This is a genomic window from Kitasatospora sp. SolWspMP-SS2h (assembly GCF_003259315.1).
Lineage (GTDB): Bacteria > Actinomycetota > Actinomycetes > Streptomycetales > Streptomycetaceae > Kitasatospora > Kitasatospora fiedleri.
On record NZ_QLLT01000044.1, the window covers coordinates 18,015 to 43,493 of the forward strand.

A 25,479-nucleotide genomic window follows, 5' to 3' on the forward strand; every position below is an offset into this window, starting at 1 on the left:
CGCCAGCCCGCCAGGAGGCACACCTTGGCCACCGCCCCGCCGTCCGGAGCCCCGTCCGGAGTCCCGGCCGGAGCCCCGGACGCGTCCGCGCCCGCCCCGCACCGGGTCGCCGTGCTCGCCCTCGACGGCGTGTACCCCTTCGAACTCGGCATCCCGCAGCGGGTGTTCGGCAGCACCGACGGCCTCTACCGGCTGTCCACCTGCACCGTCGACGGCCGGCCGGTCCGCACGAACGCGGACTTCGCGGTCGCGCCCGACCACGGCCCCGAGATCCTCGCCACCGCCGACACCGTCGTCGTCCCGCCGTACGGGCCCGTCCCCGAGAGCGCCGCGCTCGACCCCGCCACCGCCGCCGCGCTCGCCCTGGTCCGGCCCGGCACCCGGCTGATCTCCATCTGCACCGGCGCCTTCGTGCTCGCCGCCGCCGGACTGCTCGACGGCCGCCCCGCCACCACCCACTGGGCCCTGGCCGACCGGTTCCGCGCGCTCTTCCCGCGGGTGCGGCTCGATCCGGACGTGCTGTTCGTCGACGACGGCGACGTCCTCACCTCGGCGGGCGCCGCGTCCGGCGTCGACCTCTTCCTGCACGTCCTGCGCAACGACCACGGCACCGCCGCCGCCAACCGGGCCGCCCGGATCTGCGTCGTCCCGCCCTGGCGCGACGGCGGCCAGGCCCAGTACATCGAGCACCCCGTCCCCACCGCCGGCAGCACCGGCACCGCCCCCACCCGCGCGTGGGCCCTCGCCCGGCTGCACCGCCCCCTCACCCTGGCCGAACTCGCCGCCCACGCCAGCATGAGCACCCGCACCTTCGCCCGCCGCTTCCAGGAGGAGACCGGCCAGAGCCCCGGCCGCTGGCTCACCCAGCAGCGCATCGCGCTGGCCCGCCACCTCCTCGAAGCCAGCGACCTGTCCATCGACCAGATCGCCACCCGGGTCGGCTTCGCCAACCCCGTCTCGCTGCGCCAGCACCTGCACAGCGCGATCGGCGTCTCCCCCCTCGCCTACCGGCGCACCTTCGCCGGGGCCACTCCCTGACAAGCCGGTGCCCGCCGCCCCCGCCGGCCCCCTCGGTACGGGGACGGCGGGAACGGCGGGCGGACTCCGTCAGTGCGTTCGTCCGGTGCGCTCGTTCAGTGCGCTCAGTGCGCTTGGTGCGTTCAGTGGACTCAGAGCGTTCAGGGCGTTCAGTACGTGATGCGGGCCGTCCTGCGCCGCCGCAGGCCCAGCCCGGCGCCGACCAGGACGGTCAGCCCGAGCGCGGCGCCCGCGGTGAGCAGCGGTGCCGTCCGGTCCGGCGCGGCGCTCGCCGTACTGGTGCCGCTCCCCGCGTTCCCGGCGCTCCCGGTGGCCTCGGTGGCCTCGGTGGCGAAGCCGCCCGCCTTGCCGGCGGTGTCGTACCCGGAGCCGGGCAGCTTGTCGCCGTAGCGCTGCCGGACGAGGCGCTGGTAGGCGGCGACGGTGCTGCCGTGCGCGCCGACCGAGCGGCTCGCCTCGTCGTCGAGCGGCAGGACGCGGCCGTCCTTGAGCTCGTACCAGGCGTCGAGCTGGGGTTCGCGGAAGGCGGTGCCGCCGTCCGCCGCGGCCTTGGCCGCGTAGTCGCCCTCGTCGCTGCCGGAGGCGATGTTGACGACCCGCCAGCCGCCGTCCTGCCGGGCGGCCCAGACCGAGGCGCGCTGTCCGTCCGCGGCGACGGCCGTCGTCGCGGTGAACTCGACCTCGGCGACCGGGGCCCCGGCGCGGCCGGAGACGAATCCGGCGGAGAGGGTGTAGACGGGCACGGTGTCGCCGGTGAGCCGTGGCGCGGCGGCGGTCACGGCCCGGGCCTCGTCGGCGGCGCTGATCCCGAGCCGCTGGGTGGGCGGCACGCCCTTGCGGGCGAAGAAGTGCCCGAGCTGGTCGAGCACGGCCGGTGCCCCGGTCGCGCCGCGGGCGGCGGCGAGGTCGCCGGTGCCGAGCGCGGCGGGGGCGGCGGGGGTGTCGGCGGCGTGCGCCGGGGCGGCGGCGAGGCCGAGGGCGAGGGCCGCGGTGATCGCGGCGGCGGCGCGGGCGGTACGGACGCGGTGGCTGTTCATGGCGGGGCTCCTCACGCGCCGATCCGGTACAGGGAGTGGGTCCAGGAGAAGGAGCCGTTGCTCACGTAGTAGGTGTAGTCGCCCCAGTTGTAGCGGTAGTTGGACGGCCAGGGGTCGCCCCAGTACAGCCAGTTGTTGCTGAGGTCGTAGCCGTAGAGGACGTTCATGTGGCCGCCGCCGGAGCTCCACTGGATCCGGGTCTCGACGGGCCGGCCGGCGTCGATCTCGCCCTGCACGGTGGCGTAGCGCAGGTAGCCGTTGACGTACGAGCCGGTGCTGATGCCGATCCGGTACAGCGCGTTCTGCACCTCGGCCAGGCTGGCCTGGTTGTTGGGGCAGGTGGAGTTGACGGAGCGTCCGAAGGCGAGGTTGCAGAACTGGTTCTGGCTGTAGGTGTAGCCGTAGTACGTGGCGATGGTGTTGCCGCCGGCCGCCCAGCACCAGTTGCTCTGCTGCTGGGACTGCATGGTGAGGTTGAGGATGCGCGAGGTGCCGGCCAGGGCCGGGGCCTGGGGCGCGGCGGGGGCGGCGGCCGTGGTGGGGGCGGCGGCCGCCTGGGCGGGGGCGGCGGTGGCGGCCGCGCCCAGCACCGGGGCGAGGACGCCCAGGGCGAGTGCGGCGGCCGTCCGGCGCAGCCGGATCGGGAGGTGTGGCATGGGGGTTCGGCCTCCTGGCAGGGGCGAGGAGTGGATGTGGGGGGGCGGCGTCCGGACGGCGCTGGACGAGCATCCGGCCGGGCCGGTGCACGGGTCAACGGCCGTCTCCCGTACGGCGGTCGGGGTGTGAACGGGCCCGGCGGCGGTGTGAACGCGGCGGCCCTGGGCAGCGCGGGTATCTGTCGGGCCGATGACAAGGCGGGCCGGAGGTGTGAATATTCACGGTCAATCGAGGAGGTGGCCATGCAGCAGCCGTCCGCACCGTCCGACCTGGCCCTCGCCCTGCGCACCGGACCGTTCCACCTCGCGCTGCGGGCCGCGATCGCCGCCCGCGGCCTGGCCCTGCACCGGCTGCGCGAGCGGCTCGCGCAGCGCGGCGTGCGGGTCGGGGTGACCAGCCTCAGCTACTGGCAGCAGGGGCTGCGGCGTCCCGAGCGGGCCGAGTCGCTGCGGGCCGTCGCGGCGCTGGAGGAGGTGCTGGAGCTCCCCGAGCACTCGCTGACCCGGCTGCTCGGCCCGCGCCGCAGCACCCCCGACCCGACCGGCCCGGCGGTCCGCCCCTACCGGGACCTGATCAGCCCCGCCGAGGCCGTCGACGGCCTGCTCGCCGTGCTGTCCGGGCCGCCCGACACCGGCCTGCACACCATCACCCACATCGAACGGATCAGGGTCGGCCCGGACCGCCGGCTGCTGCGCCGCGACTCCCAGCACGTGCTGCGCGCGCACCGCGACGGCATCGACCGCTACCTGGCGATCTACCAGGGCGACCCGGGCTGCGACATCGAACGCGTCCGGGTCCGGGCCGAGGAGAACTGCCGCCCCGGCCGGATCCGCCGCGACCCCGCCGCGCACATGCTGGTCGCCGAACTCCTCCTCGACCGCCGCCTGCGCACCGGCGACACCCACCTGCTCGGCTACGGCTTCGACGAGGCCCCGTCCGCCGGGCCCAGCCGCGAGTACGTCCGCGGTTTCAACGCGGGCGCCGGGCAGTACGTCCTCCAGGTCACCTTCGACCCGGCCGCCCTGCCCGTCCGCTGCGACCGCTTCACCCGGCCCACCCCCGGCCGGTCCCCGCTGGAGACCGAGGAGTTGACCCTCGACGGCCACCACTGCGCGCACCTGGTGGCCGCCGACCTGCCGCCCTGCCTGCTCGGCCTGCGCTGGGACTGGGAGTGACGGCCGCTCCGGGGCCGGGGGGCGGCGGCCCGCCCCGGGGACGGGCGGCGGCGGCCCGCCCCGGGGCACGGGAGCGGCGACCCGTTCCCCGGCCCCGGAAACGGCCTCAGCGGAAGACGACGTGCACCGCGTCCCCGACCGGGACGTAGCCGATGCGCCGGTAGATCGCGTTGCTGGTGGGGTTGGCGAGGTCGGTGTAGAGCAGCACCTCCGCGGCGCCGCCGGCCCGCGCGTGGGCGGAGGCCGCCGCCGTCAGGGCGCTCGCGTAGCCGCGGCCGCGCCGCTCCGGCGGGGTGTAGACCGGGCCGATCCGGGACATCCCGGCGACGGCCGGGCTGGCCCCGGCGAGGGAGGTGACGCGGGCGTCGGCGTCCTCCCAGACCAGCAGGGCGCCGACCGCGATCCGCTGGTCGGCGTCGGCCTGCATGTCGCCGGGGACGTTCACCCCGGCCTCGGCGGCGAACGCGGCGAGCCACCGGGCGACCAGCTCCCGCTCGGCCGGGGCGGCGAGCCGGGCCCGACCGGCCGGCGGGGCGGGCGGGGGCGTCAACTCGCCCAGCCGGTAGAGCCGTTCGTTGGAGCCGACGGCCCAGCCGCGGCCGGTGAGCCGCTCCAGCTCGCGGGCGAAGGCGAACACCGTCTCGCGCCCGCCGCCCGCGTCGTCCGGCCGCTCGTCGCCGGCCGCGAGCAGCCGGGCCAGTTCCTCGGCGGCGGCGGTGCCCATCCGTCCGAGGCGCTGCCCGTACGGCGGGGTGCGCAGGGTGGCGCCGGTGACGGTGCCGTCCGGCTCCCGCCACCAGCCGTAGCGCGGCGCGGCTTCGCCGTAGACGTGCGGGCCGTCCCGGGCGACGCGGTCGAGGATGGTGAGCAGCACGGTGTTCTCGGCGGGATCGGCCGCGAGGAACGCCCCGGCCGCGGCGCGGAATTCGTCCAGTGACGTGGTGAGTGTCCAGCCCATGCCGCATCCTCTCCCGGCACCGCCGCCCGCGGCCACCGCTTGTCCGCTACCCGCCGTTCCCGTCCCCCTTCCCGCCTCTCTCCCCATCCCCCTTCCCGTCCCGCTTCCCGTCCCGCCCGGCGGTCTCCCCCTCCGCGGCGAGCAGCGCGAGCAGCCCGGGGAAGCGCCGTTCGAGGTCGGCGCGGCGCAGGGTCGCGGCGCGGCTGTTGCCCCGGTCGACCTGGCGGATCAGACCGGCCTCGCGCAGGGCGCGGAAGTGGTGGGTGACGGTGGCCTTGCTGACCGGGAGGGCGAAGGAACTGCAGGTGCGGGCGGTGTCGGCGGGGGCGAGGGCGAGTTCGCGGACGACGCGCCGCCGCAGCGGGTCGGCCAGCGCGGACAGCACCGCGCCGAGTTCGATCTCGTCCGCCTCCGGGTGTCCTTCGCGGTCGGGCACCGTCCACCACCTTCCAGGTAAGGCTTGCATCGTACCTCTCTCGCCCGCTAGCGTCCCTCAAGGTACGAAAAATCTCTTACCTTCCACCCTCCCCCTCCCCCCTCCCTCCCCCCTTCCCCCTTCCACCTTTCGGAGGAGCCCCGTGGCGCAGCCCTTCACCCTGGTCGGCACCGCCCGCCCGAAGCCCGAACGCGTCGACGAGCTGCGGGAGTTGCTGCTCTCCTTCGTCGAGCCGACCCGCGCCGAGGAGGGCTGCCTGGAGTACCACTTCCACGAGAAGCGGGACGAGCCCGGCGTGTTCGTCTTCTACGAGGCCTGGCGCACCGAGGCCGACCTGGCGGCCCACCTGGCGCTCCCGCACCTGCGCGCGTTCCAGGAGCGTCGGATGGACTACCTGGCCGAGGACCTGACCGTCCACTTCCTCACCATGCACAGCCCGTACGGGAGTTGACACCCCCGCCCCGGCCTCAGCCGCGCAGCCGCTCCTCCAGCTCGGCGACCTCCGCGGTCGGGCGTTCGCAGGCGAAGTGCCGACACACATACGCGGCGGCCCGGCCGTCCAGCAGCGGGCGGTCGGCGAGCAGCGGCACCTCGGTGTCGCCGGGTTCGCCGACCGCGACGGCCGCGCCGGGCGCGGTGGAGCGCAGCGCGGCCAGGTGCAGCGCGGCCCGGCCGGAGTCGCCGGCGGGGCCGACCACGGCGACCTCGCGCGGACCGTCGAGCAGCGCCTCGGCGACGGCGAGGCCCCAGCCGGTGAACCGGGGGGCACGGGTGCCGAGCGTGGAGACGATGCCCAACGCCCTTTCGGCGGCGGTGCGGTGGCGAGCCGAGCCGGTGTACGCGGCGTACGTGAGCAGGGCGCCGGCCGCGGCGGTCCAGCCGGACGGGGTGGCGTTGTCGGTGGGGTCCTGCGGGCGGCGGATCAGCCGCTCGGCGTCGTCGGCGGTGTCGTACAGCGCGCCGGACGCCTCGTCGGTGAAGTGCAGCAGCACCAGGTCGAGGAGTTCCCCGGCGAGTTGCAGCCAGGACGCCTCGCCGGTGACCGCGTACAGCGCGAGGAAGCCCTCGGCGGTGTCGGCGTAGTCCTCCAGCACGCCCGCGTTGGCCCCGGCCCGGCCGTCCCGCGAGGTGCGCAGCAGCCGCCCCTCGGACGTGAGGTGGACGGCGATCAGCAGGTCGGCGGCCCGCTCGGCGGCCTCGACCAGGTCCGGGCGCTCCAGCAGCGCGCCGGCCTCGGCGAGCGCGGCGATCGCCAGGCCGTTCCAGGCCGCCACCACCTTGTCGTCCCGCGCGGGGGCGGGGCGCCGCGCCCGGGCCTCGAACAGCTTCGCCCGGATCTCCCCGTACTTCTCCCCGTCCTCCGGGTCCCTGAGCAGCTGGAGCACCGAACTGCCGTGCTCGAACGTCCCGGTGACGTCGAACAGCTCCACCGCGAGGGCGGCGTCCGCCTCCCCCAGCACCTGCTCCAACTGCTCCGGCGTCCACGCGTAGTACGCGCCCTCGGCGGTCCTCCCGCTCGCCGCGTCCAGCGAGTCGGCGTCCAGCGCGGAGGCGAAACCGCCCTCAGAGGTGCGCAGTTCGCGCAGCAGGAAGTCGGCGGTCTCCAGCACCACCCGGCGGGCCCTCGGGTCGCCGGTGGTCCGCCACAGGTGCAGGTAGACCCGCAGCAGCAGCGCGTTGTCGTACAACATCTTCTCGAAGTGCGGCACCGTCCAGGTCGCGTCCACCGCGTACCGGGCGAACCCGCCGCCCAACTGGTCGTAGATCCCGCCGCGCGCCATCGCCTCGCAGCTGCGCTCCACCATCTGCAGCGCCGCCTCGGACCCGGTCCGCGCGTGGTGCCGCAGCAGGAACTCCAGCACCATCGACGGCGGGAACTTCGGCGCCCCGCCGAACCCGCCCCGCCGCTCGTCGAACGACCGCGCCAACTCCACCACCGCCTGGTGCAGTTCCCCCTCCCCGGGCACCCGCGCCACCCCGCTGCCCACCGCGTACACCGAGGCCCGCTCCGCCAGGTCCCGGCTGATCCGCCCGGCCACCTCCCCGACCTCGTCCCGCCGCCCCGTCCACGCCTTGTCGACGCCCTCCAGCACCTGCCGGAACGAGGGCATACCGTGCCGCGGCTCCGGCGGGAAGTACGTCCCGAAGTAGAACGGCTCCTTCCCCGGCGTCAGGAACACCGTCATCGGCCACCCGCCCTGCCCCGTCGCCGCCTGCACCGCCTCCATGTACACCGCGTCGACGTCCGGCCGCTCCTCCCGGTCGACCTTCACCGCCACGAACCGCTCGTTCAGGTACGCCGCCGTCGCCTCGTCCTCGAACGACTCGTGCGCCATCACGTGACACCAGTGGCACGCCGCGTACCCCACACTCAGCAACACCGGCACCCCCCGCCGCTCCGCCTCCGCGAACGCCTCCGGCCCCCACGGCCACCAGTCCACGGGGTTCTCGGCGTGCTGCAACAGGTACGGGGAGGTCGCGTCCGCGAGGCGATTCGGCATGCCCCATGGTCCCGCACATCCGGGCACCCCTGCCAACCGACACGGAGCCAGGGGACCAGGGAACGAGTCCCCATGCCTGCCGACCTGGTCAGTGAACTTCGGTCCCGGACCGGGCGTCGCGGGCTGTTCGGCGACGAGGGTGCCGGCGACGTCGAACGGGGCGCTGCATGAAGGAGCGGCTGGCCCGCTCCCTGGTGCTCGACTCCGGGGCGTTCTCACTACTTCTGCAGAACAACCGCAGGATGGCAGCACGCATCGAGGCGTCACGGCAGGCCGGGGGCCTCGTCCTCCTGGCCGCTCTGACCGTTGCCGAAGCCATACACGGGAAGACCGGAGTGGACGCTCCCACGGCTCCAGGTGGAGCCGGTCGGCCAGGAGGATTCTTTGACAGCGGTCTCGCTCCTGCGGGAGGCAGGCGACCTCCCCGGTCACGAGTACGCGATCGACGCCCTCGTCGCCGCGCTCGCGTCGACTCAGCCGTCCGGCACAGGACTCGTTCGCCCAGCAACCTGAGCTGCACCGAGTTCCGTGGAGTCCGTGATCGTGCCCGGCTCTGTCTAGGGTCGGTCCTGGCGTAACTCCAGGCCTCATCCGACGACCGGGCCGGCGAGCGGGCAGGGCGCTCCTCCGTCCGGGCGCCGCCCCCCGCTTCGAGGTCGTCGCTCTTGGCGCTTGCGCCACCACCTCGCGACATGGGGCCGGTTCGGAAGCTGTCGCCCCTGCACCGCCGGTCGGCCCGGGTGCCCTTCTGCGCGTCGCGGGCGCGGAGTCGTACGGCACAGCCTCCCCCACCTCCCTTCTTGTGCAAGTGACAGTAACTGAAGTACCTTGCAGGACATGCAAAATGACGTGTGGTCACCAACTCCCGTACTGCTGACGGTCGATCTCGTGATCCTGACGCTGCGGGAGAACCGCCTGCACGTCCTCCTGGTGGAGCGGGGTGAAGACCCCTTCCAGGGCATGTCCGCCCTGCCCGGAGGATTCCTGAACCACGATCGCGAGGAGATCCTGGATGCCGCTCACCGCGAACTGAGCGAGGAAACGGCCTTGGCCTCCGGTTGGGTGCACCTTGAACAGCTGGCCGTGTACGGGGAGTCGGGCCGCGATCCGCGAGGCCGGGTCGTCTCCGTGGCCCACCTGGCGATCGCCCCGGGCCTGCCCGATCCGGTCGCGGGAACGGATGCCACCGACGCCGCGTGGGTGCCTGCGGAAGCCGTGCTCTCCGGCGCGGTGGAACTCGCCTTCGACCACCGCCGAATCGCTACCGACGGGATCGAGCACGCACGCACCAAGCTCGAGTTCTCGGCGCTGGCCACGGCGTTCTGCGGCGAGGAATTCACCATCGCGGAGCTGCAGCAGGTGTACGAGGCCGTCTGGGGCACCGAACTCGACACCCGCAATTTCTACCGGAAGGTCCAAGCCGCGAAGGGATTCATCGTCCCCGTCGGTACGGACCGCAGGACCACGGGCGGGCGGCCCGCACGGCTGTACCGGGCGGGACCGAAGACCGTGCTGTTCCCGCCGCTGATCCGACCCGCGCCGTCCGCGGCGGAAGAGGACACGAGAGAGGAAGAGGAGTAGATGTCGAAAGGCCCGGTGGTGATTCTCACCGCCCTCAATCTCGAGTACCAGGCCGTGCGCCAGAAGCTGGCTGATCCGCAGGTGCACCGCCACGAACGTGGGACGCGGTTCGAGGTGGGAACCGTGCAGGGTACGTCGTGCCGTGTCGCGCTCGGTCTGACGAACAAGGGGAACCATTCCGCCGCGGTGATCGCCGAACGCGCGATCCAGGAGTTCTCGCCGGTGGCCGTGCTGTTCGTCGGAGTCGCCGGCGCCCTGTGGGACACCACCAGGCTGGGAGACGTGGTGATGGCGTCCCACGTGTACGCCTACCACGGCGGGACCAGCGAGGACGACGGGCTCAAAGCCCGCCCCCGGGTGTGGGAAGCACCGCACGGCATCAGCCAGATCGCCTCGCACCTGGCCCGCTTGAACGACTGGGCGGACCCCGCGCCCGGCCACGAGGACGCGCCGCAGATCCGTTTCGGGGCGATCGCCGCCGGCGAGGTCGTCCAGAACTCGCGGATCTCGGCCGAGGCGAAGTGGATCCGGCAGCACTACAACGACGCTCTCGCCATCGAGATGGAGGCGGCCGGCGTGGCACAGGCCGGCCATCTCAACGGGGCGTCGGTGGCCGTCATCCGAGGGATCAGCGACCGGGCGGACGGCACGAAGAACAGCGCGGACGACCGCAACTGGCAGCCGCGGGCCGCGGCGAACGCGGCGGCGTTCGCCACCCGACTGGCGGTGGAACTGGCGAGGGAAGAGGAGGAGACCGCCGTGCCCCGGGACGACAGGATCCGTTCGGCCGACCGGCTCGACCGACACGTCAGCAACACCGCCCACCACAGCACCATCGGCATCATGGCCGGCACGGTCACGGGCAGCAGCGTCCACCTGAACACGGCCCCGCAGGCATCCGGCCCGACCGACCTGATCGCGGAACTGAACGGTTTCCGCGAGCAGTTGGGTCGGCACCGCGCCGAGGGCATCCTCGACGAGGACACCTACCGGGAGGCCCTGACCGACCTGGACTCCGCCCTCCGGTCGGCCGGGGGGAACACCCCCGAAACGTCGAAGCGGACGGCCATGACGCTCAGGAGGCTGCGCGGACTGGTCGCGGAGTGCCCCGCGCTGGTGACCGCCCTGACTCCCCTGATCACCGCGGCCGGTGGCCCGGCATGAGCAATGACAACGGTGCCGCGTACAGCTCGTCCGCCCACGGCTCCACCATCGGGATCCAGGCTCAGATCGTGCACGACTCCACCGTCTACATCACCCACCCCGACGCCTCGCCGCAGGAGAAGTACCGCGTGGGCGTACGACTCCTGCAGGACGGCGTCCCCAGCCGCGCCCGCAAAATGATCACCGATGCGATCGCCCGCGGGTACGACGGTGCGGAGGTGCGTTTCCACTGGGTGCTCGCCATGCTCAGCGCGCGCACCCACCACGACCTCGGCACCGAAGAGGTCCAGGCACTGCGCTACGCCTCCGGGCTCGTGCGGACCTACGCCGAGAACGGGTGGAAGGAGGCCCTGCGCGTCACCTTCGACCTGTTGGCGGTGCTCAGCACGGCCGGCGGCGAGACCGGCCCCGTGCTGAAGCAACTGCAGGACCTGCCGTCCTACCAGCACGACGCGATCCTCCGCCACCTCGACCTCATGCTCACCGGGGGGCTGAAGGACGACCTGTGGGCGGAGACCCTCGAACGGGCCGGGGCAGAGCGTTTCGGCAACGATCGGGCCCAGCGGGTCTGGGCCTACTTCGCGCCCGTCCCCGTCGGGGCGCGGGCCCTCCCGCCCCGTCCGAGCAACGCCGCTGCCGCCCGGGCGGCCCTCCCGGCCCGGGCGGCCCTGTTCGTCGTCAGCAGCGCGCTCCTCTGGGCCCTGGCACTGGTCGCGGATCCGACCCGGGCGGTCGTCGAGTTACTGGTGGCGCTCGCCGCAGGCTTGGCCGCGGTCCGCCTCGGCGTCCGGTGGTGGGGGCGGGAGATCCGGCCGGGCCGCCCGGCCGGGGCCGGGATCCCGCATCCGCGCGGTCCGGCTCCTGGCGGGGGCGGGTTCACCGACAGCGTCCGCCACTCGTTCGACTACTACTTCAGCGTTCGCGCGCCCTACGGGTTCACCTCGGAGTCCTGGCTCACCCACACCGCCGAGGTCCGCGGCAGCCTCGCCGCCGAGATCGCGGACCTCTACCGGGAGAGCCGGATCGGTGTGGACCGGGTCAACTGGCTGATCCGGCACCTCGCCGAGGACACCCGGAACCGCCACAACAACGGCACCCTGTTCGACCGGCACCAGGAGCGGACCTCGGACCGGACGAAGGCCCTGACCGTGGCGGCCCTCGTCGCCGCCGCCGCCGCGACCTTGGCCGCGTGCGGCACGGCGCTGTCGGGCGCCGTCCAACCCCGGCCGCTGTGGGCGTTCCTGGCCGTGCTCGGTGCGGCCTGGTCCGGGCACGCAGCCGCTTCCCGGTGGCTGGAGGTCCGGCGCGAGGAGTACCGGCTGGCCCGGGAGACCCTGGAGTACCAGGAGCAGCTGACCGCACGGCAGGCCGCCTACCAGCGCTGGAAGTCACGCCTGGACGATCTGCGCCCCAGCGAGCGGGAGATGGAGACCTGGCTCACCTGCGACAAGACCTCGTTCGTCGACGAGGCGCTCCGGCACCACCGGCTCACCTGGCGCGACCTGATCACCCACACCATCCTGGTGGCCCCGGGTCCCTCCTACAAGCGCGGCCGGGTCAGGGGCGGCCCCTGGCGGTACTCGCACTACGTCTTCCGCCTGTTCCTGTTCACCCGGGACGGCATCCGCGAGGTCAGCTCCGAGTTCAACTTCTCGGACGCGACGCGCCGGAACGAGCAGCGGAGCAATTACCGGTTCGACGCGCTCTCCTCCGTGCAGGTGACGGAGAACGTCGACATCGGCTACGACCTGGAGCTCATCCTCACCAACGGACCGGCCCGGAAGATCCGCATCAAGGACGCCGACGCCCATCAGCTGGCACCGGGCGAGAACTCCCAGGAGATCTCCGAGATCACCCTCAGCGCGACCGGCTCCACTCACACCTTCCGCCTTCTGGAGGGGATAGCGGCCGACGGGAGGAACTGGATCGAACGGCACGGTTCCGAGAACCTGACGTCCTTTCAGGTCGTCGGCTGACCCCGAACTCGAGCATGGGAGCGCCTGTGACCTCCACGGACGACGTCTCCGAGAGCAGGATCCTGCTGACCGAGTACGACCACCTCAAGGAGGAGCAGAAGACCCGGATAGGGTTCCGTGACAACCTGCTCTACTTCACCCTCGCCGCGGCCACCGCGGTCGTGGCGGTCACCGTCCAGAGCGGACAGTTCCCGCTGCTGCTCTCCGTCCCCGCGATCTGCCTGATCCTGGGCTGGACCTACCTGGTCAACGACGAGAAGATCTCCGCGATCGGCCACTACGTCCACGACCGGCTGGGACCGCAGCTCGGAGAACTCACCTCCGCCCACGGAACGGTGTTCGGCTGGGAGGCCTACCACCGCGACCTCGCGGGCCGCACCACGCGCAAGCGGCTCCAGACCGCGGTGGACCTGTTCACGTACCTGGTCCTGCCCATGGTCTGCACGACCGCGTTCTGGTGCTCCCGCACCGTTCAACCCCTGCTCGTCCTCGCCTCCCTCGTGCAGACGCTCGCCCTGGCCGTGCTGGGCTGGCAGTTCCTACGCCGTACGGAGCGGTAGCACCGGCCCCGCCGGACCGCGGCGTCGGGAGCGAGCGGGCCGCGGCGCCGTTCGCCCTGGGTGGGTCTCGGTCCAGGGGGCGAGCCCCCGGAGGTCAGTCGTCCTTGGGGTCGGGCTGCTCGGTGAAGTCGATCTTCTTGAACTGGGCGTTCATCGACTTCAGGAGGAACCAGGTGGCGACGCCGAGGACCGCGAAGACGACGAAGCCGAGGAGGCCGGGGGTGACCTTGGTTTCGTCGAGGGCCAGGGCGGTGGCGAGCTGGACGGGGTTCACGGGGGTGCTCATTCCTCCATGGTGACCCGGCCTTAAGGCGGCCGGGTCACCGGGGGGTGGTACGGGCGTGGCGGGGTGCGGTTACTTGCGCAGGCCCGCGAAGAGGTCGGTCTCGGGGAGGTCGGTGTCGACCAGGGACTTGGCGAGTTCGTAGTCCTCGGTGGGCCAGACCTCGCGCTGGATGTCGAGCGGGACGCGGAACCAGGGACCGTCGGGGTCGATCTGGGTGGCGTGGGCGATCAGGGCCTTGTCGCGGATCTCGAAGAAGTCGCCGCACGCGACCTGGGTGGTGATCTCCCGCTCGGCCCGGCCGGACTTCTCCCAGCCCTCGATCCACTCGCCGTAGGGGGACTCGTGGCCGTTGGTGCTGAGGTAGGCGTGCAGGGCGCGGATGCGGCCCATCGGGAAGCCGTGGTTGTAGTAGAGCTTGGACGGCTGCCAGGGCTCGCCGGCCTCGGGGTAGGCCGCGGGGTCGCCGGCGGCGTCGAAGGCCACCATGGTGATCTTGTGGGTCATGATGTGGTCGGGGTGCGGGTAGCCGCCGTTCTCGTCGTACGTGGTGATCACGTGCGGGCGGAACTCGCGGATCAGCTTGACCAGCGCCCCGGCCGCCACGTCGACGTCCTCCAGGGCGAAGCAGCCCTCCGGCAGCGGGGGCAGCGGGTCGCCCTCGGGGAGGCCGGAGTCGACGTAGCCGAGCCACGCCTGCCGGACGCCGAGGATCTCCCGGGCGGCGTCCATCTCCTTGCGGCGGACCTCGTGGATGTTCTCCTCGACCCACGGGTCGCCCTGGAGCTTGGGGTTGAGGATCGAGCCCCGCTCCCCTCCGGTGCACGTGGCGACCAGGACCTCCACCCCCTGCGACACGTACATCGCCATGGTGGCGGCGCCCTTGCTGGACTCGTCGTCCGGGTGCGCGTGCACCGCCATCAAACGCAACTGCTCGCTCAACGCCTGGTCCCCTTCAGGTATAGGTATGTCCGCTTCGTCGGGTCGGCTCCCCCGCCGCCTCCGGCGCGGACGTGCCCCTCCTATAGTGACGGACTGGAGGGCCCGTCCATTCCCACCGAAGGACGAACCGCCTCCGCGAAAGGACCGAGCCCCGCCATGGACCACAGCCCTACGCCCACGACGCCGGCGGTGTCCCCCGCCGCACCGCCGGCCGGCCGCTACAGCCGGTCCGACGACCGGGCCGCCGACCGCAGGCTGCGGATCGCCGCGGTGGTGTGCGGGGTGCTGTTCCTCGGGCTGATCGCCTGGCTGGGCGGCTCGTACCTGCTGCGGGAGACCCGGCTGAACGGTACGGTGCCCACCTTCCAGCCGGTCTCGGACACCGAGCTGCAGCTGCAGCTCTCGGTGCGCAAGAGCGACGGCACCGCGGGCGTCTGCACGGTCCGCTCGCAGGGCGCGGACGGCGCGGTGGTCGGCCAGTCGGACTTCCCGGTCCCGGCCGCGGGCACCGACTACGACGAGGTGGTCACGCTGCGCACCACGGCCCGCGGCACCACCGCAGAACTGCTCGGCTGCACCCCCGACAAGAAGTAACGCCCCGCCCCGCCCGCCCGCTCGCTCACCCTTTCGGAGGCACCGCCGCGCGCGGATGCCACCGCGTTCTCCGACCGCCCGCCGCCGGGGCGCCCAGGCCCCTACCGGGCCCGCACCCGCCCAGCACCCGGCCCGTACCGGGCTCGTACCCGCCCAACACCCGGGCCCGGACCCTCCCACCGCCCGATCGGCCACCGGCCCCGGGGGGCGGGCCGCTCGGAGACCTCCCGTCCAGGCCGGGAACTTGTTAGGCTCGTGGTTTCGCCCCTTCCGCGCCGATCGGCACGGAAGCGGGCGTTGCTTTGCATCTGCCCAGAAAATCGACCACACCGCCGCCGGTCCACCCCCGGGGCGGCGCCAGCACCGACGAGGAGCACTCCTGTGACCCAGACCAACGATGACGTGACCTGGCTCACTCAGGACCACTACAACAAGCTCAAGGCCGAGCTTGACCACCTGACCGGGCCCTGGCGCATCGAGATCGCCCAGAAGATCGAGGCCGCGCGCGAGGAGGGCGACCTCAAGGAGAACGCGGGCTACCATGCGGCCAAGGACGAGCAGGGCAAGACCGAGGCGCGGATCCGCCAGCTGACCCAGTTGCTGGAGCGGGCCAAGGTCGGCGAGGCTCCGGCCGACTCGGGCGTGGTGGCCCCGGGCATGCTGGTGAAGGTCGCCTTCGACGGCGACCCCGACGACACCATGGAGTTCCTGCTGGCCTCCCGCGAGGTCACCGACGGCGACATCGACGTCTACTCCCCCCAGTCGCCGCTGGGCCGGGGCATCATCGGCAAGTCGGTGGGCGAGAACGCCCAGTACGAGCTGCCGAACGGCAAGAAGGCCAGCGTGAAGATCATCGACGCCAAGCCCTTCTCCGGCTGATCCGGCCGATCCGGCCGATCCGACCGACCGGACGCCCCGCGCGCAACGGCCGCTCCCCCGGGTGGGGGGAGCGGCCGTTCCGCGTCCGGGGTCGATGCGCCCGGGGCCGGTGCGTCCGGCGCGCCGGTCCTCAGCCGCCCGGCGCGCCGGTCCTCAGCCGGCCGCGCGACGGTACTTGCGCACCGCCAGCCAGGAGAACACCGCCGTGATCAGCAGCGACCAGACCACCGAGACCAGCGCGGCGTGCTGCATCGGCCAGGAGTCCGGCACCGGGCCGAGCTGGTTGCCGAACAGGCTGCGGCAGGCCTGCACGGTGGCGGAGAACGGGTTCCAGTAGGCGACCGGCTGGAGCCAGCTCGGCATCGAACTGACCGGCACGAACGCGTTGGAGACGAAGGTCAGCGGGAACAGCCAGATCAGGCCGGCCGAGGTGGCCGCCTCGGGGCTGCGCACCGACAGGCCGATCAGCGCGCCGATCCAGGAGAAGGCGTAGCCGAGCAGCAGCAGCAGGCCGAACGCGGCGAGCATGTCCGGCACGCCGTGGTGGATCCGCCAGCCGACCAGCAGCGCGACCAGCGCCAGCACGACCAGGATGAACGCGGTCTGCACCAGGTCGGCCAGGGTGCGGCCGGTGAGCACGGCGGCCCGGGCCATCGGCAGCGAGCGGAAGCGGTCGACCAGGCCCTTGGTCATGTCCTCCGCGATGCCAGCCGAGGCGCCGGCCACCGCGAAGGTGACGGTCTGGGCGAAGATGCCCGCCATCAGGTACTCGATGTACACGTCGTGGCCGGGCGGGGCGCCGGGGATCGCGATCGCGCCGCCCATGACGTACGAGAACAGCAGCACGAACATGACGGGCTGCATCAGCCCGAAGACGACGATCTCGGGGATCCTGGTCATCCGGCGCAGGTTCCGCTTGGCGACCACCCAGGAGTCGTGGGCGGTGGCGGCGACGCCGCGGCGCGGGGCGACGGGGGCGCCGCCGATGGCGCCGTCGGTGCTGGCGAGTGTCATCTCAGGCGTCCTCTCGCTGGCCGCGGCGGCCCTTCCCGGCGGACGCGGCGGGCGTGCCGCCCTCGTCCTCGCCCGTCCCGTCCTCGGTGGCGTGGCCGGTGAGGGAGAGGAAGACGTCGTCCAGGGTCGGGCGGCGCAGGCCGATGTCGTCGATCTCGATGGAGTGGGCGTCCAGTTCGCGGATGGCGTCGGCCAGCACCCGGGCGCCGCCGCTGACCGGGACGGTGATCCGGCGGGTGTTGCGCTCCACCGTCGGCTCGCCCTTGGCGTACGGGGTGAGCGCGGCGACCGCCTCGGGGACGAGGTCGGCGGCGCGGACGACCACCTCGATGCGTTCGCCGCCGATCTGGGCCTTGAGCTCGTCGGCGGTGCCGCGGGCGATCACCTTGCCGTGGTCGACCACCGCGATGTCGTGGGCGAGGCGGTCGGCCTCCTCCAGGTACTGGGTGGTGAGCAGCAGGGTGGTGCCCTGCTCGACCAGGGTCTCGATGACCTCCCACAGGGCGAGCCGGTTGCGCGGGTCGAGGCCGGTGGTGGGCTCGTCCAGGAACATCACCGGGGGCCGGACCACCAGGGCGGCGGCCAGGTCGAGGCGGCGGCGCATGCCGCCGGAGTAGGTCTTGGCGGTGCGGTCGGCGGCCGAGGAGAGGTTGAACCACTCCAGCAGTTCGAGGGCCCGCCGCTTCGCGTCGCGGGCGCTCATCTGGTAGAGCTCGCCGACCATCTGGAGGTTCTCCCGGCCGGTGAGGTACTCGTCGACGGCGGCGTACTGGCCGGACAGGCCGATCAGGCTGCGCACCTTGTTGGGGTGCTTGAGCACGTCGACCCCGGCGACGGTGGCCCGGCCGGAGTCGGGTTGGAGCAGGGTGGTCAGGACGCGCACGGTGGTGGTCTTGCCCGCGCCGTTCGGTCCGAGCAGCCCGAGCACGGTGCCCTCGGGCACGTCCAGGCTCACGCCGTCCAGGGCACGGACGTCACCGAAGGTCTTGACCAGGTTCTCGGCTTCGATGGCTGCCGCCATGGGCCTGCCTCATCTCCTGATGCGAGTCGGTTCTGTGGGGAAATCATCCGGTTCGGTACCCGGGCCCGCCGACGGCGAAGCTCGCGATACATCGCAAGATGCTGTCACTCGCGATATATCGCGTCAAGCGCCGCAGGTGAGGCGGGTCACAGCCTCCCAGCCACCACTGACAACCCGGGCACACCCGGTGCCACCGGACCTCGGCGGGCCCCAGCGGACCTGGGCGGGCCCCAGCGGGCCTGGGCGGATCTCAGCGGTTGACCACGTACCCGTCCTCCCGCAGCTCGCCGATCACCGCCGCGCAGTGCTCGGGCCCCTTGGTCTCCAGGTGCAGGTCCACCTCGACCTCGGTCAGGCCCAGCTGCGGGTCGATCCGGACGTGCGCGACGTCCAGCACGTTGGCGTCCATCCGGGTCAGCACGCCCAGCAGGTCGGCCAGCGCGCCCGGCTTGTCGGTCAGCCGGACCCGCAGCGACAGGTAGCGGCCCGCCGCGGCCAGGCCGTGCCGGAGTACCCGCTGCATCAGCTGCGGGTCGATGTTGCCACCGGAGAGCACCGCCACCACCGGGCCCTCGAACCGCCCGGGCTCGGCCATCAGCGCGGCGATCGGCGCCGCCCCGGCGGGTTCGACCACCAGCTTGAGCCGTTCCAGGCCGACCAGCAGGGCCCGGGAGAGCGCGTCCTCGGAGACCGTCAGCACCCCGTCCGCGAGGGCCTCCACCACCTCGAACGGGATGTCCCCGGGGCGGCCGACCATGATGCCGTCCGCCATGGTGGCGAACCGTTCCAGCGCGACCGGGCGCCCGGCCGCCAGCGACAGCGGGTACGCCGCCGCGGCGGCGGCCTGCACGCCGATCACCCGGACGTCCGGGCGCAGCGCCTTGATCGCGATCGCCACGCCCGCCAGCAGCCCGCCGCCGCCGGTGCCGACCAGCACCGTGCGCACCTCGGGGCACTGCTCCAGGACCTCCAGGCCGACGGTGGCCTGGCCGGTGATCACGTCCCAGTGGTCGAAGGGGTGGATGAAGACCGCGCCGGTGTCCTCGGCGTACTCCCGGGCGGCCCGCAGCGCCTGGTCGACGTTGGCGCCGTGCAGCCGGACCTCGGCGCCGTACTCGCGGGTGGCGGCGACCTTCGGCAGCGGCGCGGCGACCGGCATGAAGACGGTGGAGCGCACCCCGAGCAGCGAGGCGGCCAACGCGACGCCCTGCGCGTGGTTGCCCGCGCTGGCCGCGACCACCCCGGCGGCCCGCTCGACCGGGGAGAGCCCGGCGATCCGCACGTACGCGCCGCGCAGTTTGAACGAGCCGGTGCGCTGCAGGTTCTCGCACTTGAGGTGGACGGGGGTGCCGGCCGTCCCGGAGAGGTGGCGGCTGGTCTGCATCGGGGTGACCCGGGCCACCCCCGCCAGCATCTTCTGCGCGCCCCGGACGTCGTCCACCGTGATCGGCCACCTGTGCATGGGGGCCAGCGTAGGGCGCGCGCTGTTCCGCCGGTCGCCCGGCGCGCGTACGCTGCTGGGACGAGTCGCCCGCACCCCCCGTGAGCCGCGATGACCCTGCCCCCGTCCGACGGACCCTCCGATCCCGACGGCCCCGGCCGCGCCGAAGGCGACGACGGCCCCGGCCGCGCCGAAGGCGACGACGGCCCCGGCCGCGCCGGACGCGCCGACCGCGCCGACCGCGCCGACCGCGCCAAACGTCCGGACCGCCCCGACCGCCCCGATGCGGACCGTCAACTCCCCTACCAGGTCGCGGTGTTCGCCCGGCGGATCTGCGCCGCCGGGGAGCTGGACCGGGCCGCGTTCCTGCTGCTGGAGCAGCTCGCCGCCACCGGGCCGGCCAAGGTGAAGACGCTGGCGGCGGCGCTCGGGGTGGACTCCTCGACGGTGACCCGGCAGGCCGCGCCGCTGCTGCGGGAGCGTCTGGTGGCGCGGCTGCCGTACCCGGCGGACCGGCGCGCGGTGCAGCTGGCGCTGACGCCGCTGGGGGCCGGTCGGCTGGCCCAGGTGCGGGAGCGGCGGCGGGAGTTGATCGCCGAGCTGACGGCGGGTTGGACGACCCGCGAGCGGGCGGTGTTCTGCGCGCTGCTGGCCCGGTTCAACGACGGTCTGCTGGACCGCCGTTGAACCGGGGAGCCGGCCCGGCCGTCAGCCGAGGGCCTGCTCCAGGTCGGCGAGCAGGTCGGCGGCGGACTCGATGCCCACCGAGACGCGCACCAGGTCGGCGGGCACCTCCAGCGGGGAGCCGGCCGCGGAGGCGTGGGTCATCCGGCCGGGGTGCTCGATCAGCGACTCGACGCCGCCCAACGACTCGCCCAGGGTGAACAGTTCGGCCCGGTTGCAGACCTCGACGGCGGCCTGCTCGCCGCCCGCGACGCGGAACGAGACCATGCCGCCGAACGCCTTCATCTGCTTGGCGGCGACATCGTGCCCGGGGTGGGTGGGCAGGCCCGGGTAGAGCACCTGGCTCACCTTCGGGTGCCCGGCCAGCAGTTCGGCGACCTTCTCGGCGTTCTCCGAGTGCCGGTCCATCCGGACGCCGAGCGTCTTGATGCCGCGCAGCACCAGCCAGGCGTCGAACGGCCCGGCCACCGCGCCCATCGCGTTCTGGTGGTAGGCGACCTCCTCGGCGAGGCCCGCGTCGGCGACCACCAGGGCGCCGCCGACCACGTCGGAGTGCCCGCCCATGTACTTGGTGGTGGAGTGCACCACGACGTCCGCGCCGAACGAGATCGGCTGCTGGAGGTAGGGGCTGGCGAAGGTGTTGTCGACCACCAGCCGGGCGCCGGCGGCGTGCGCGATCTCGGCGACCGCGGCGAGGTCGGTGATGCCGAGCAGCGGGTTGGACGGGGTCTCCACCCACACCGCGCGGGTGGTCGGACGGATCGCCTCGCGCACCTTCTCGGGGTGGTGGGTGTCGGCGACGGAGAACTCGACGCCCCAGCGGGTCAGCACCTTGGCGAACAGCCGGAAGGTGCCGCCGTAGGCGTCGTTGGGGATGACGATGTGGTCGCCGGGCTTGAGCAGGGTGCGCAGCAGGGTGTCCTCGGCGGCCAGCCCGGAGGCGAAGGCGAGGCCGCGCGCGCCGCCCTCGATCGCGGCCAGGCACTCCTCCAGCGCGGTGCGGGTCGGGTTGGCGGAGCGGCTGTACTCGTAGCCCTCGCGCAGTCCGCCGACGCCGTCCTGCTTGTAGGTGGACACCTGGTAGATCGGCGTCACGACTGCCCCGGTCCGGGGGTCCGCTTCCTGGCCCGCGTGGATGGCGAGTGTCTCGAAGCCGTGGGAAAGCTGGTGCTCGGTCATGCTCCCGAGCCTAGTGCGACGGGAGGGCTCCTCGCGGCGTGCCGCGACGGGGCACCGGTCCCGGACGCCGGACCGGCGGTCCGCGACCGGTGAAGTCTCGCAGTGCCAAGGGTCGTACCGCCACGATCGACCGGCCGCACGCCCGATCGACGCCCGATCGACACCCGGGGGACACGGGAGGACACGGGGGGGACACAGGGGGGACGCGGAGTGTCCACCGGGCGCACCCGGTCCACCGGTTCGCGCCGTTCCGGCCGGGCCCTGGTCGCCGGGTCGGACCGGTTCCCGCCGGGCCCGGTGGAGCCGTGGCTGCCGAGCACCGCGATCGGCTCCCCGGCGCTGCGGGTGGCACCCCGACCCGCCGCCCACGGCCCGTGCCGGCGGCCGGTCCGGGCCGCCCGGCCCCACGCCGCGGGCCCGACTCCACTTCCACGCGTCCAGCCTGCGGCCGGGGCCCGGAATACGCGACGGCCCGCCGCGGGGGCTTCCCGCGGCGGGCCGGGCCGTTCCGTGCCGGTGCGCTGACGGCGGATCAGGTCAGCTCAGGGGCCAGTTCCTTGATCTCCTCGAAGCTGAGGCCGCTGTGGTTCATCGACTCGGCGACGCTCCGGTCGATGCCGAGCTTGCCCAGTTCGGCGTACTGCGCGTCGGTGAGCGGGGCGGCCTGGCCCAGGTCGATGCCGCTGAGGTCGGTGTCGGGGTCGGTGCCGTCCTCGAAGCCCTCGTCGGCCATCGAGGCGAACATCTCCTGGAGCTGGCCGAGGTCGATCTCGGTGGCGCCGGTCGGGGCGCCCTGGGTGGTGCCGTTGGTGGAGATGCCGACCCGCAGCGGCAGGTGCGCCGACCAGTCGGACTTCTCGACGAGCTGGGCGAAGTCGAAGGTGACCGCCTGCGGGCGGCCGTCCTTGATCTGCACGTCGGCGGAGAGCTTGCGGTCCGGGACGTCGGAGAAGTCGCCCTCGGTCGGGAGCCCCGGGGAGCCGGGGATGTTCTTGGCGACGCCGGCGAACGACTTGTACAGCGCCTCGACCAGCGGGCGGGCGGGCGCGGAGACCCGGATCACGTCGTCGGCGTCGGCGGTCTTGCCCTTGTCCTCCAGCGTGACGTTGTCGGAGAGGGCGTCGCTCAGCGAGTCGCAGAAGCCGTTGAGCACGGACGGGTCGAGGCTGGGCGAGGGCTTCGGGGCGGTGCCCTTGCCGGCCGCGCCGTCGGCCGCCTGCCGGGACAGCTCCTGGAGCTTGGCGACGTCCACCGAGACCCACTTGCCGCCGACCAGGTCCTTGAGCGGGGCGGCCCCGGGCGGCAGCTGGTCGAGGCCGGACTCGAACTCCGCGCTGTCCTCGCCCGCGAGTTGGGCGATGCCGCGCACGTCGACCTTGAGGTACGCCTTGTCGCCGACCAGCCGGAAGTCGGCGTAGGTCTTGCCGTCCTTCTTGCTGTTCAGCGCGTAGCCGAGCGTGACGCCCTGGTTCTGGGCGCTCCCACCGCTTCCGCCGGCGGCGCAGCCGGACTTGAAGCCTCCGACGTCCTTGAGCGGCTTGTCGTAGCCGACCGACACGGACAGCTTGAGGTCGGAGAGCAGGTCGGCGGCCTGCTTCTCGATCGGTTCGTCGATCGCCTCGCCGAACGCGACCAGCTGCGAGGAGCTGGCGTCGAGCGAGAGGTCGACCGTGACGGTCTTGGCGTCGCCGAGCTTGTCGAACGCCTTGTCGAGCTTCTGACCCGCGGTCAACTGCTCGACGGTGCCACAGGCGGCGAGGCCGCCGCCGAGGAGGACGGCTCCGGTGGTGACGGCTATGCCCGCGCGGACGGTGCGGCGGCGGATGACGGTGTTGATGGCTTGCTCCTGCTGCCTGGAGACGGTTCGGGCCCGGTCGGCCCTGCCGCGGAGGCAAGCTCAACACAGTGGCGCGTCCCCCCGCACGCGAATATTTTTACCATTCGTTTAGGACACTCTCACCGGCCCCCCACCTTCCGTGTCCGAACCGTGCCCTCTCCGGGCCCGCGTCAGACGGCGCTCCCGGCGACCCAGTCCGACCAGGCCATGTTCCAACCGTTCAGGCCGTTGCCGGGGTTGACGGTGCGGTCGCCGGAGTTCACCACCTCGACCACGTCGCCGATCATCGAACTCGCGTAGAACTGCGCGGCGTCGGTGCCCGGGTCGTTCCCGCCCTGGACGTCCTGCAGCGCGATGCAGCCGTGGCTGGTGTTGTCGTTGCCGAACTGCCCGGCGGGCGACCAGTAGTTGCCGTGGATGAAGGTGCCCGAGCTGGTCAGCCGCTGGGCGTGCGGCACGTCCGGGATGTCGTACTCGCTGCCCAGGCCGACCGTGCTGGAGTTCATCCGGGTCTGCTGGTAGCGCTCGGAGATCACCAGTTTGCCGCCCCAGGTGCGGTGTTCGGGCGCGCCGCCGATCACCGGGTAGGTCGCGGTGACCCGCCCGTCGGTGCGGACGGTGAGGGTGTCGGCCTTCAGGTCGGCGGTGGAGACCTGGCTGCGGCCGACGGTGAAGCCGACGTCCTTGGACTGCGTGCCGTAGACGCCCTTGGCCCCGGCCACGTCCTTGAGCCGCAGCTTGAGGGTGACCTTGGTGCCCTTCGCCCAGTACTCGCGCGGGCGGAAGTCGAGCCGGGTGGCGTCGTACCAGTGGCCGACGATCTCCACCGGCGGGTCGGCGACCACGGTGATCGCCCGCTGCACGGCCTTCCGGTCGGTGATCGCCTTGTTGAAGTTGATCGACACCGGCATGCCGACGCCGACGGTGCTGCCGTCCTCCGGGGTGAAGTAGCCGACGAAGGTGTCGGCCGGGGAGGCGGTCGAGAAGCTGGCGTTGGCGTCGGCCGGGCGCTGCCCGGCGTCCACGGCGGAGGCGGCGACGGTGTACGCGGTGCCGCTGGCGAGCTGGTCGGTGGAGGTCCAGCTCGCGCCGTCGTCGGAGAGCGCCCCTCCTATCGGCCGCCCGGACCGGTCGGTGACGGTCACCGAGGTCAGGGTGCCGTTCAGCACGGTGACGGTGACCGGCTCGGTGAACGGCGCGGCGGTGACGCCGTCGGCGGGCTTGATGGTGATCTCCGCCACCGAGGCCTTCGGGCTGGTGGACGGGGTGGCGGAGGCCCCGCCCGCGGCGGGGGCCGAGCCGGAGGCGCCGGCGGGGCCGGACTTCCCGCCGCCGCCCGTGCAGGCCGCGACCAGCAGCACGGGGGCGCCCAGCAACCCGGAGAGCACGCCGCGCCGGCTCCAGTTGCCGCCGCGCGGCCGGTCCTGCTCCTCCGGTGCGGTCACGTCCACTCTCCTCGTCCCGAGATCACGCATATGTGTGCAGATCGTACGAGGGTACCCAAGGGGTGGGCAGAAAGGACAAAAGCTCGGCCCGGGGCTACCGGGCCGGGCTCTCGCACGGCGGGGACGCGGGTGGGACCCGCGCGGACGGGACCCGGGACGGGCCCCGGACGGGACGCGGTGTCACTGCACCTCGTACTCGTCCCAGCTCTCGTCGTCGGGGTCGTAGTCGGTGCTGGCGGACTCCCAGGTCGCGGAGGCGAGCTCCACGCCGGGGACGTCGCCGAGCAGGGCGACCGGGTCGACGAAGTGGGCGAGGGAACCGGTCGGGTCCACCTCGATCGCCTCGACGGCCTGGGCCCGCTCGTCGTCGTCCAGGTACTCGTCGTCGGAGACCTGGGTGAGCGCGGCGGCCTTGAGGGCCCCCTCGTCGGTGATCTCGGCGATCAGCTCGATGGTGAGGCGAACGTAGCGCGGTGCGTCCTGCTCGGGCAGGTCGGTGCTGGTCATGTCAGCGAGCCTAGGGCCTCGCACACCCTTCCGGAAACGAGGCGGGGCCCGGAGCCGGGCCCGGATGCCGCGGAGCGGGGTGCGGCGGCGGGCATGAGGAAGGGCCGGCCCGGGCGAACCCGGACCGGCCCTTCCTCCTCCGCTCGGACTCCCCCACCCGGGAGCTCGCGGAGCCGCGCCTCGCGGCGCGATCTCTGGCCGTGGGAGCCGCCGCACCCTGATGACAGGGGCGGGACGACGGCGCCTCCCACGGTCCGGACACGGTGGGCCGGGTCAGGGCCGACCGGTCGTGTCCTGGGTGACCGCTCAGGATGGGGAGCCGCTCCCGTCCTGTGCTGTCACCACTCTCGGCTTCTTGCCGTGCTTCAAAGATGCCGTGCCCGTGTTAACCGGATGATGCGCAGCTGTGACGTCCGAGTACCAACTGTTCCGGGGTCCGGATTCCTCACCCGGACGGCGGGCGGAGCCGCCCGGGCGGGCGGTCAGTGGCCGGCCCGGGCGGTCAGTGGCCGGCCCGGGCGGTCAGTGGCCGGCCCGGGCGGTCAGTGGCCGGCCCGGGCGGTCAGTGGC

General features: G+C 73.1%; 24 protein-coding genes and 1 pseudogene. 11 read left to right on the forward strand and 14 right to left on the reverse strand.

The window, feature by feature from the left end:
* Positions 1-24: 24 nt before the first annotated feature.
* Complete coding sequence (locus K353_RS32260) at positions 25-1,038, forward strand: GlxA family transcriptional regulator (protein WP_370447692.1); 1,014 nt, start codon at positions 25-27, stop codon at positions 1,036-1,038.
* 149 nt (positions 1,039-1,187) lie between these two features.
* Here K353_RS32260 and K353_RS32265 read toward each other — a convergent pair whose 3' ends face one another.
* Both K353_RS32265 and K353_RS32270 read right to left on the reverse strand, forming a co-directional pair.
* Entirely contained in the window at positions 1,188-2,075 is an 888-nt protein-coding gene (locus tag K353_RS32265; protein WP_111557036.1) for a hypothetical protein, read from the reverse strand.
* Positions 2,076-2,086: 11 nt separating this feature from the next.
* Entirely contained in the window at positions 2,087-2,731 is a 645-nt protein-coding gene (locus K353_RS32270) for a papain-like cysteine protease family protein (protein ID WP_111557037.1), read from the reverse strand.
* A 243-nt stretch (positions 2,732-2,974) separates the two neighbouring features.
* Between K353_RS32270 and K353_RS32275 the strand changes: the two genes are divergently transcribed.
* Positions 2,975-3,907 carry a hypothetical protein gene (locus K353_RS32275; protein WP_111557038.1) on the forward strand — a complete coding sequence of 311 codons (933 nt, stop codon included), beginning with the start codon at positions 2,975-2,977 and terminating at the stop codon, positions 3,905-3,907.
* Between the two features lie 106 nt (positions 3,908-4,013).
* Here K353_RS32275 and K353_RS32280 read toward each other — a convergent pair whose 3' ends face one another.
* Together K353_RS32280 and K353_RS32285 are read right to left on the reverse strand one after the other, a co-directional pair.
* Positions 4,014-4,865 (reverse strand): GNAT family N-acetyltransferase, encoded by an 852-nt coding sequence (locus K353_RS32280; protein ID WP_111557039.1) that lies wholly within the window; start codon positions 4,863-4,865, stop codon positions 4,014-4,016.
* Between the two features lie 46 nt (positions 4,866-4,911).
* The gene (locus tag K353_RS32285) at positions 4,912-5,301 is read right to left on the reverse strand and encodes a helix-turn-helix transcriptional regulator (protein WP_233533971.1); all 390 of its coding nucleotides are present in this window, start codon (positions 5,299-5,301) and stop codon (positions 4,912-4,914) included.
* A 142-nt stretch (positions 5,302-5,443) separates the two neighbouring features.
* Between K353_RS32285 and K353_RS32290 the strand changes: the two genes are divergently transcribed.
* Complete coding sequence (locus K353_RS32290; protein ID WP_111557041.1) at positions 5,444-5,752, forward strand: putative quinol monooxygenase; 309 nt, start codon at positions 5,444-5,446, stop codon at positions 5,750-5,752.
* Positions 5,753-5,768: 16 nt separating this feature from the next.
* On the opposite strand, the gene K353_RS32295 is transcribed toward K353_RS32290, so the two are convergent.
* On the reverse strand, positions 5,769-7,802 hold the full coding sequence (locus K353_RS32295) for a thioredoxin domain-containing protein (protein ID WP_111557042.1): 2,034 nt from the start codon (positions 7,800-7,802) through the stop codon (positions 5,769-5,771).
* Between the two features lie 167 nt (positions 7,803-7,969).
* Here K353_RS32295 and K353_RS36355 point away from each other — a divergent pair.
* From K353_RS36355 to K353_RS32320, 5 genes and pseudogenes are all read left to right on the forward strand, one after another.
* Positions 7,970-8,285, forward strand: a pseudogene (locus K353_RS36355) (DNA-binding protein); the annotation flags it as partial.
* Positions 8,286-8,639: 354 nt separating this feature from the next.
* Positions 8,640-9,383 (forward strand): NUDIX domain-containing protein, encoded by a 744-nt coding sequence (locus K353_RS32305; RefSeq protein ID WP_111557058.1) that lies wholly within the window; start codon positions 8,640-8,642, stop codon positions 9,381-9,383.
* Positions 9,384-10,547: a 5'-methylthioadenosine/S-adenosylhomocysteine nucleosidase gene (locus tag K353_RS32310; protein ID WP_111557043.1), complete on the forward strand. Its 1,164-nt coding sequence runs from the start codon at positions 9,384-9,386 to the stop codon at positions 10,545-10,547.
* Positions 10,544-12,523 (forward strand): hypothetical protein, encoded by a 1,980-nt coding sequence (locus K353_RS32315; RefSeq protein WP_199528314.1) that lies wholly within the window; start codon positions 10,544-10,546, stop codon positions 12,521-12,523. Before K353_RS32310 ends, K353_RS32315 begins: the two co-directional genes overlap by 4 nt.
* A 14-nt stretch (positions 12,524-12,537) precedes the next feature.
* Positions 12,538-13,083, forward strand: a complete 546-nt coding sequence (locus tag K353_RS32320) for a hypothetical protein (RefSeq protein WP_111557044.1) — start codon at positions 12,538-12,540, stop codon at positions 13,081-13,083.
* A 94-nt stretch (positions 13,084-13,177) separates the two neighbouring features.
* On the opposite strand, the gene K353_RS32325 is transcribed toward K353_RS32320, so the two are convergent.
* Positions 13,178-13,369 (reverse strand): hypothetical protein, encoded by a 192-nt coding sequence (locus K353_RS32325; protein WP_111557045.1) that lies wholly within the window; start codon positions 13,367-13,369, stop codon positions 13,178-13,180.
* A 69-nt stretch (positions 13,370-13,438) separates the two neighbouring features.
* Positions 13,439-14,308 carry a mycothiol conjugate amidase Mca gene (mca, locus tag K353_RS32330; RefSeq protein ID WP_111557046.1) on the reverse strand — a complete coding sequence of 290 codons (870 nt, stop codon included), beginning with the start codon at positions 14,306-14,308 and terminating at the stop codon, positions 13,439-13,441.
* Positions 14,309-14,464: 156 nt separating this feature from the next.
* Between mca and K353_RS32335 the strand changes: the two genes are divergently transcribed.
* A complete protein-coding gene (locus tag K353_RS32335) occupies positions 14,465-14,902 on the forward strand; it encodes a DUF4307 domain-containing protein (RefSeq protein WP_233533972.1) in 438 nt (145 codons plus the stop codon).
* Between the two features lie 381 nt (positions 14,903-15,283).
* Positions 15,284-15,781 (forward strand): transcription elongation factor GreA, encoded by a 498-nt coding sequence (greA, locus tag K353_RS32340; RefSeq protein ID WP_111557048.1) that lies wholly within the window; start codon positions 15,284-15,286, stop codon positions 15,779-15,781.
* 153 nt (positions 15,782-15,934) lie between these two features.
* On the opposite strand, the gene K353_RS32345 is transcribed toward greA, so the two are convergent.
* The 3 genes from K353_RS32345 to ilvA all read right to left on the reverse strand — a co-directional run bounded on the left by K353_RS32345 (position 15,935) and on the right by ilvA (position 19,278).
* Positions 15,935-16,795, reverse strand: a complete 861-nt coding sequence (locus K353_RS32345; protein WP_111557049.1) for an ABC transporter permease — start codon at positions 16,793-16,795, stop codon at positions 15,935-15,937.
* A gap of 1 nt (position 16,796) precedes the next feature.
* On the reverse strand, positions 16,797-17,816 hold the full coding sequence (locus tag K353_RS32350) for an ATP-binding cassette domain-containing protein (protein WP_111557050.1): 1,020 nt from the start codon (positions 17,814-17,816) through the stop codon (positions 16,797-16,799).
* A gap of 250 nt (positions 17,817-18,066) precedes the next feature.
* Complete coding sequence (gene ilvA / locus K353_RS32355; protein ID WP_111557051.1) at positions 18,067-19,278, reverse strand: threonine ammonia-lyase; 1,212 nt, start codon at positions 19,276-19,278, stop codon at positions 18,067-18,069.
* Positions 19,279-19,368: 90 nt separating this feature from the next.
* Here ilvA and K353_RS32365 point away from each other — a divergent pair, with 90 nt between their 5' ends.
* Positions 19,369-19,944: a MarR family winged helix-turn-helix transcriptional regulator gene (locus K353_RS32365; protein ID WP_233533973.1), complete on the forward strand. Its 576-nt coding sequence runs from the start codon at positions 19,369-19,371 to the stop codon at positions 19,942-19,944.
* A 21-nt stretch (positions 19,945-19,965) separates the two neighbouring features.
* Here K353_RS32365 and K353_RS32370 read toward each other — a convergent pair whose 3' ends face one another.
* From K353_RS32370 to K353_RS32385, 4 genes are all read right to left on the reverse strand, one after another.
* Positions 19,966-21,120: a cystathionine gamma-synthase gene (locus K353_RS32370; protein ID WP_111557052.1), complete on the reverse strand. Its 1,155-nt coding sequence runs from the start codon at positions 21,118-21,120 to the stop codon at positions 19,966-19,968.
* 532 nt (positions 21,121-21,652) lie between these two features.
* Complete coding sequence (locus tag K353_RS32375; RefSeq protein WP_111557053.1) at positions 21,653-22,852, reverse strand: hypothetical protein; 1,200 nt, start codon at positions 22,850-22,852, stop codon at positions 21,653-21,655.
* A gap of 275 nt (positions 22,853-23,127) precedes the next feature.
* The gene (locus K353_RS32380) at positions 23,128-24,408 is read right to left on the reverse strand and encodes an Ig-like domain-containing protein (protein ID WP_233533974.1); all 1,281 of its coding nucleotides are present in this window, start codon (positions 24,406-24,408) and stop codon (positions 23,128-23,130) included.
* A 174-nt stretch (positions 24,409-24,582) separates the two neighbouring features.
* Positions 24,583-24,909, reverse strand: a complete 327-nt coding sequence (locus tag K353_RS32385; protein WP_100836583.1) for a hypothetical protein — start codon at positions 24,907-24,909, stop codon at positions 24,583-24,585.
* Positions 24,910-25,479 lie beyond the last annotated feature (570 nt).

Bases quoted from the DNA above. Each gene is read 5' to 3' on its own strand.
- K353_RS32265 (WP_111557036.1), bottom strand. From the start codon at position 2,075: ATGAACAGCCACCGCGTCCGTACCGCCCGCGCCGCCGCCGCGATCACC.
- K353_RS32270 (WP_111557037.1), bottom strand. From the start codon at position 2,731: ATGCCACACCTCCCGATCCGGCTGCGCCGGACGGCCGCCGCACTCGCC.
- K353_RS32275 (WP_111557038.1), top strand. From the start codon at position 2,975: ATGCAGCAGCCGTCCGCACCGTCCGACCTGGCCCTCGCCCTGCGCACC.
- K353_RS32280 (WP_111557039.1), bottom strand. From the start codon at position 4,865: ATGGGCTGGACACTCACCACGTCACTGGACGAATTCCGCGCCGCGGCC.
- K353_RS32295 (WP_111557042.1), bottom strand. From the start codon at position 7,802: ATGCCGAATCGCCTCGCGGACGCGACCTCCCCGTACCTGTTGCAGCAC.
- K353_RS32305 (WP_111557058.1), top strand. From the start codon at position 8,640: ATGCAAAATGACGTGTGGTCACCAACTCCCGTACTGCTGACGGTCGAT.
- K353_RS32310 (WP_111557043.1), top strand. From the start codon at position 9,384: ATGTCGAAAGGCCCGGTGGTGATTCTCACCGCCCTCAATCTCGAGTAC.
- K353_RS32315 (WP_199528314.1), top strand. From the start codon at position 10,544: ATGAGCAATGACAACGGTGCCGCGTACAGCTCGTCCGCCCACGGCTCC.
- K353_RS32320 (WP_111557044.1), top strand. From the start codon at position 12,538: ATGGGAGCGCCTGTGACCTCCACGGACGACGTCTCCGAGAGCAGGATC.
- K353_RS32325 (WP_111557045.1), bottom strand. From the start codon at position 13,369: ATGAGCACCCCCGTGAACCCCGTCCAGCTCGCCACCGCCCTGGCCCTC.
- K353_RS32335 (WP_233533972.1), top strand. From the start codon at position 14,465: ATGGACCACAGCCCTACGCCCACGACGCCGGCGGTGTCCCCCGCCGCA.
- K353_RS32345 (WP_111557049.1), bottom strand. From the start codon at position 16,795: ATGACACTCGCCAGCACCGACGGCGCCATCGGCGGCGCCCCCGTCGCC.
- K353_RS32350 (WP_111557050.1), bottom strand. From the start codon at position 17,816: ATGGCGGCAGCCATCGAAGCCGAGAACCTGGTCAAGACCTTCGGTGAC.
- ilvA (WP_111557051.1), bottom strand. From the start codon at position 19,278: ATGCACAGGTGGCCGATCACGGTGGACGACGTCCGGGGCGCGCAGAAG.
- K353_RS32365 (WP_233533973.1), top strand. From the start codon at position 19,369: ATGACCCTGCCCCCGTCCGACGGACCCTCCGATCCCGACGGCCCCGGC.
- K353_RS32370 (WP_111557052.1), bottom strand. From the start codon at position 21,120: ATGACCGAGCACCAGCTTTCCCACGGCTTCGAGACACTCGCCATCCAC.
- K353_RS32385 (WP_100836583.1), bottom strand. From the start codon at position 24,909: ATGACCAGCACCGACCTGCCCGAGCAGGACGCACCGCGCTACGTTCGC.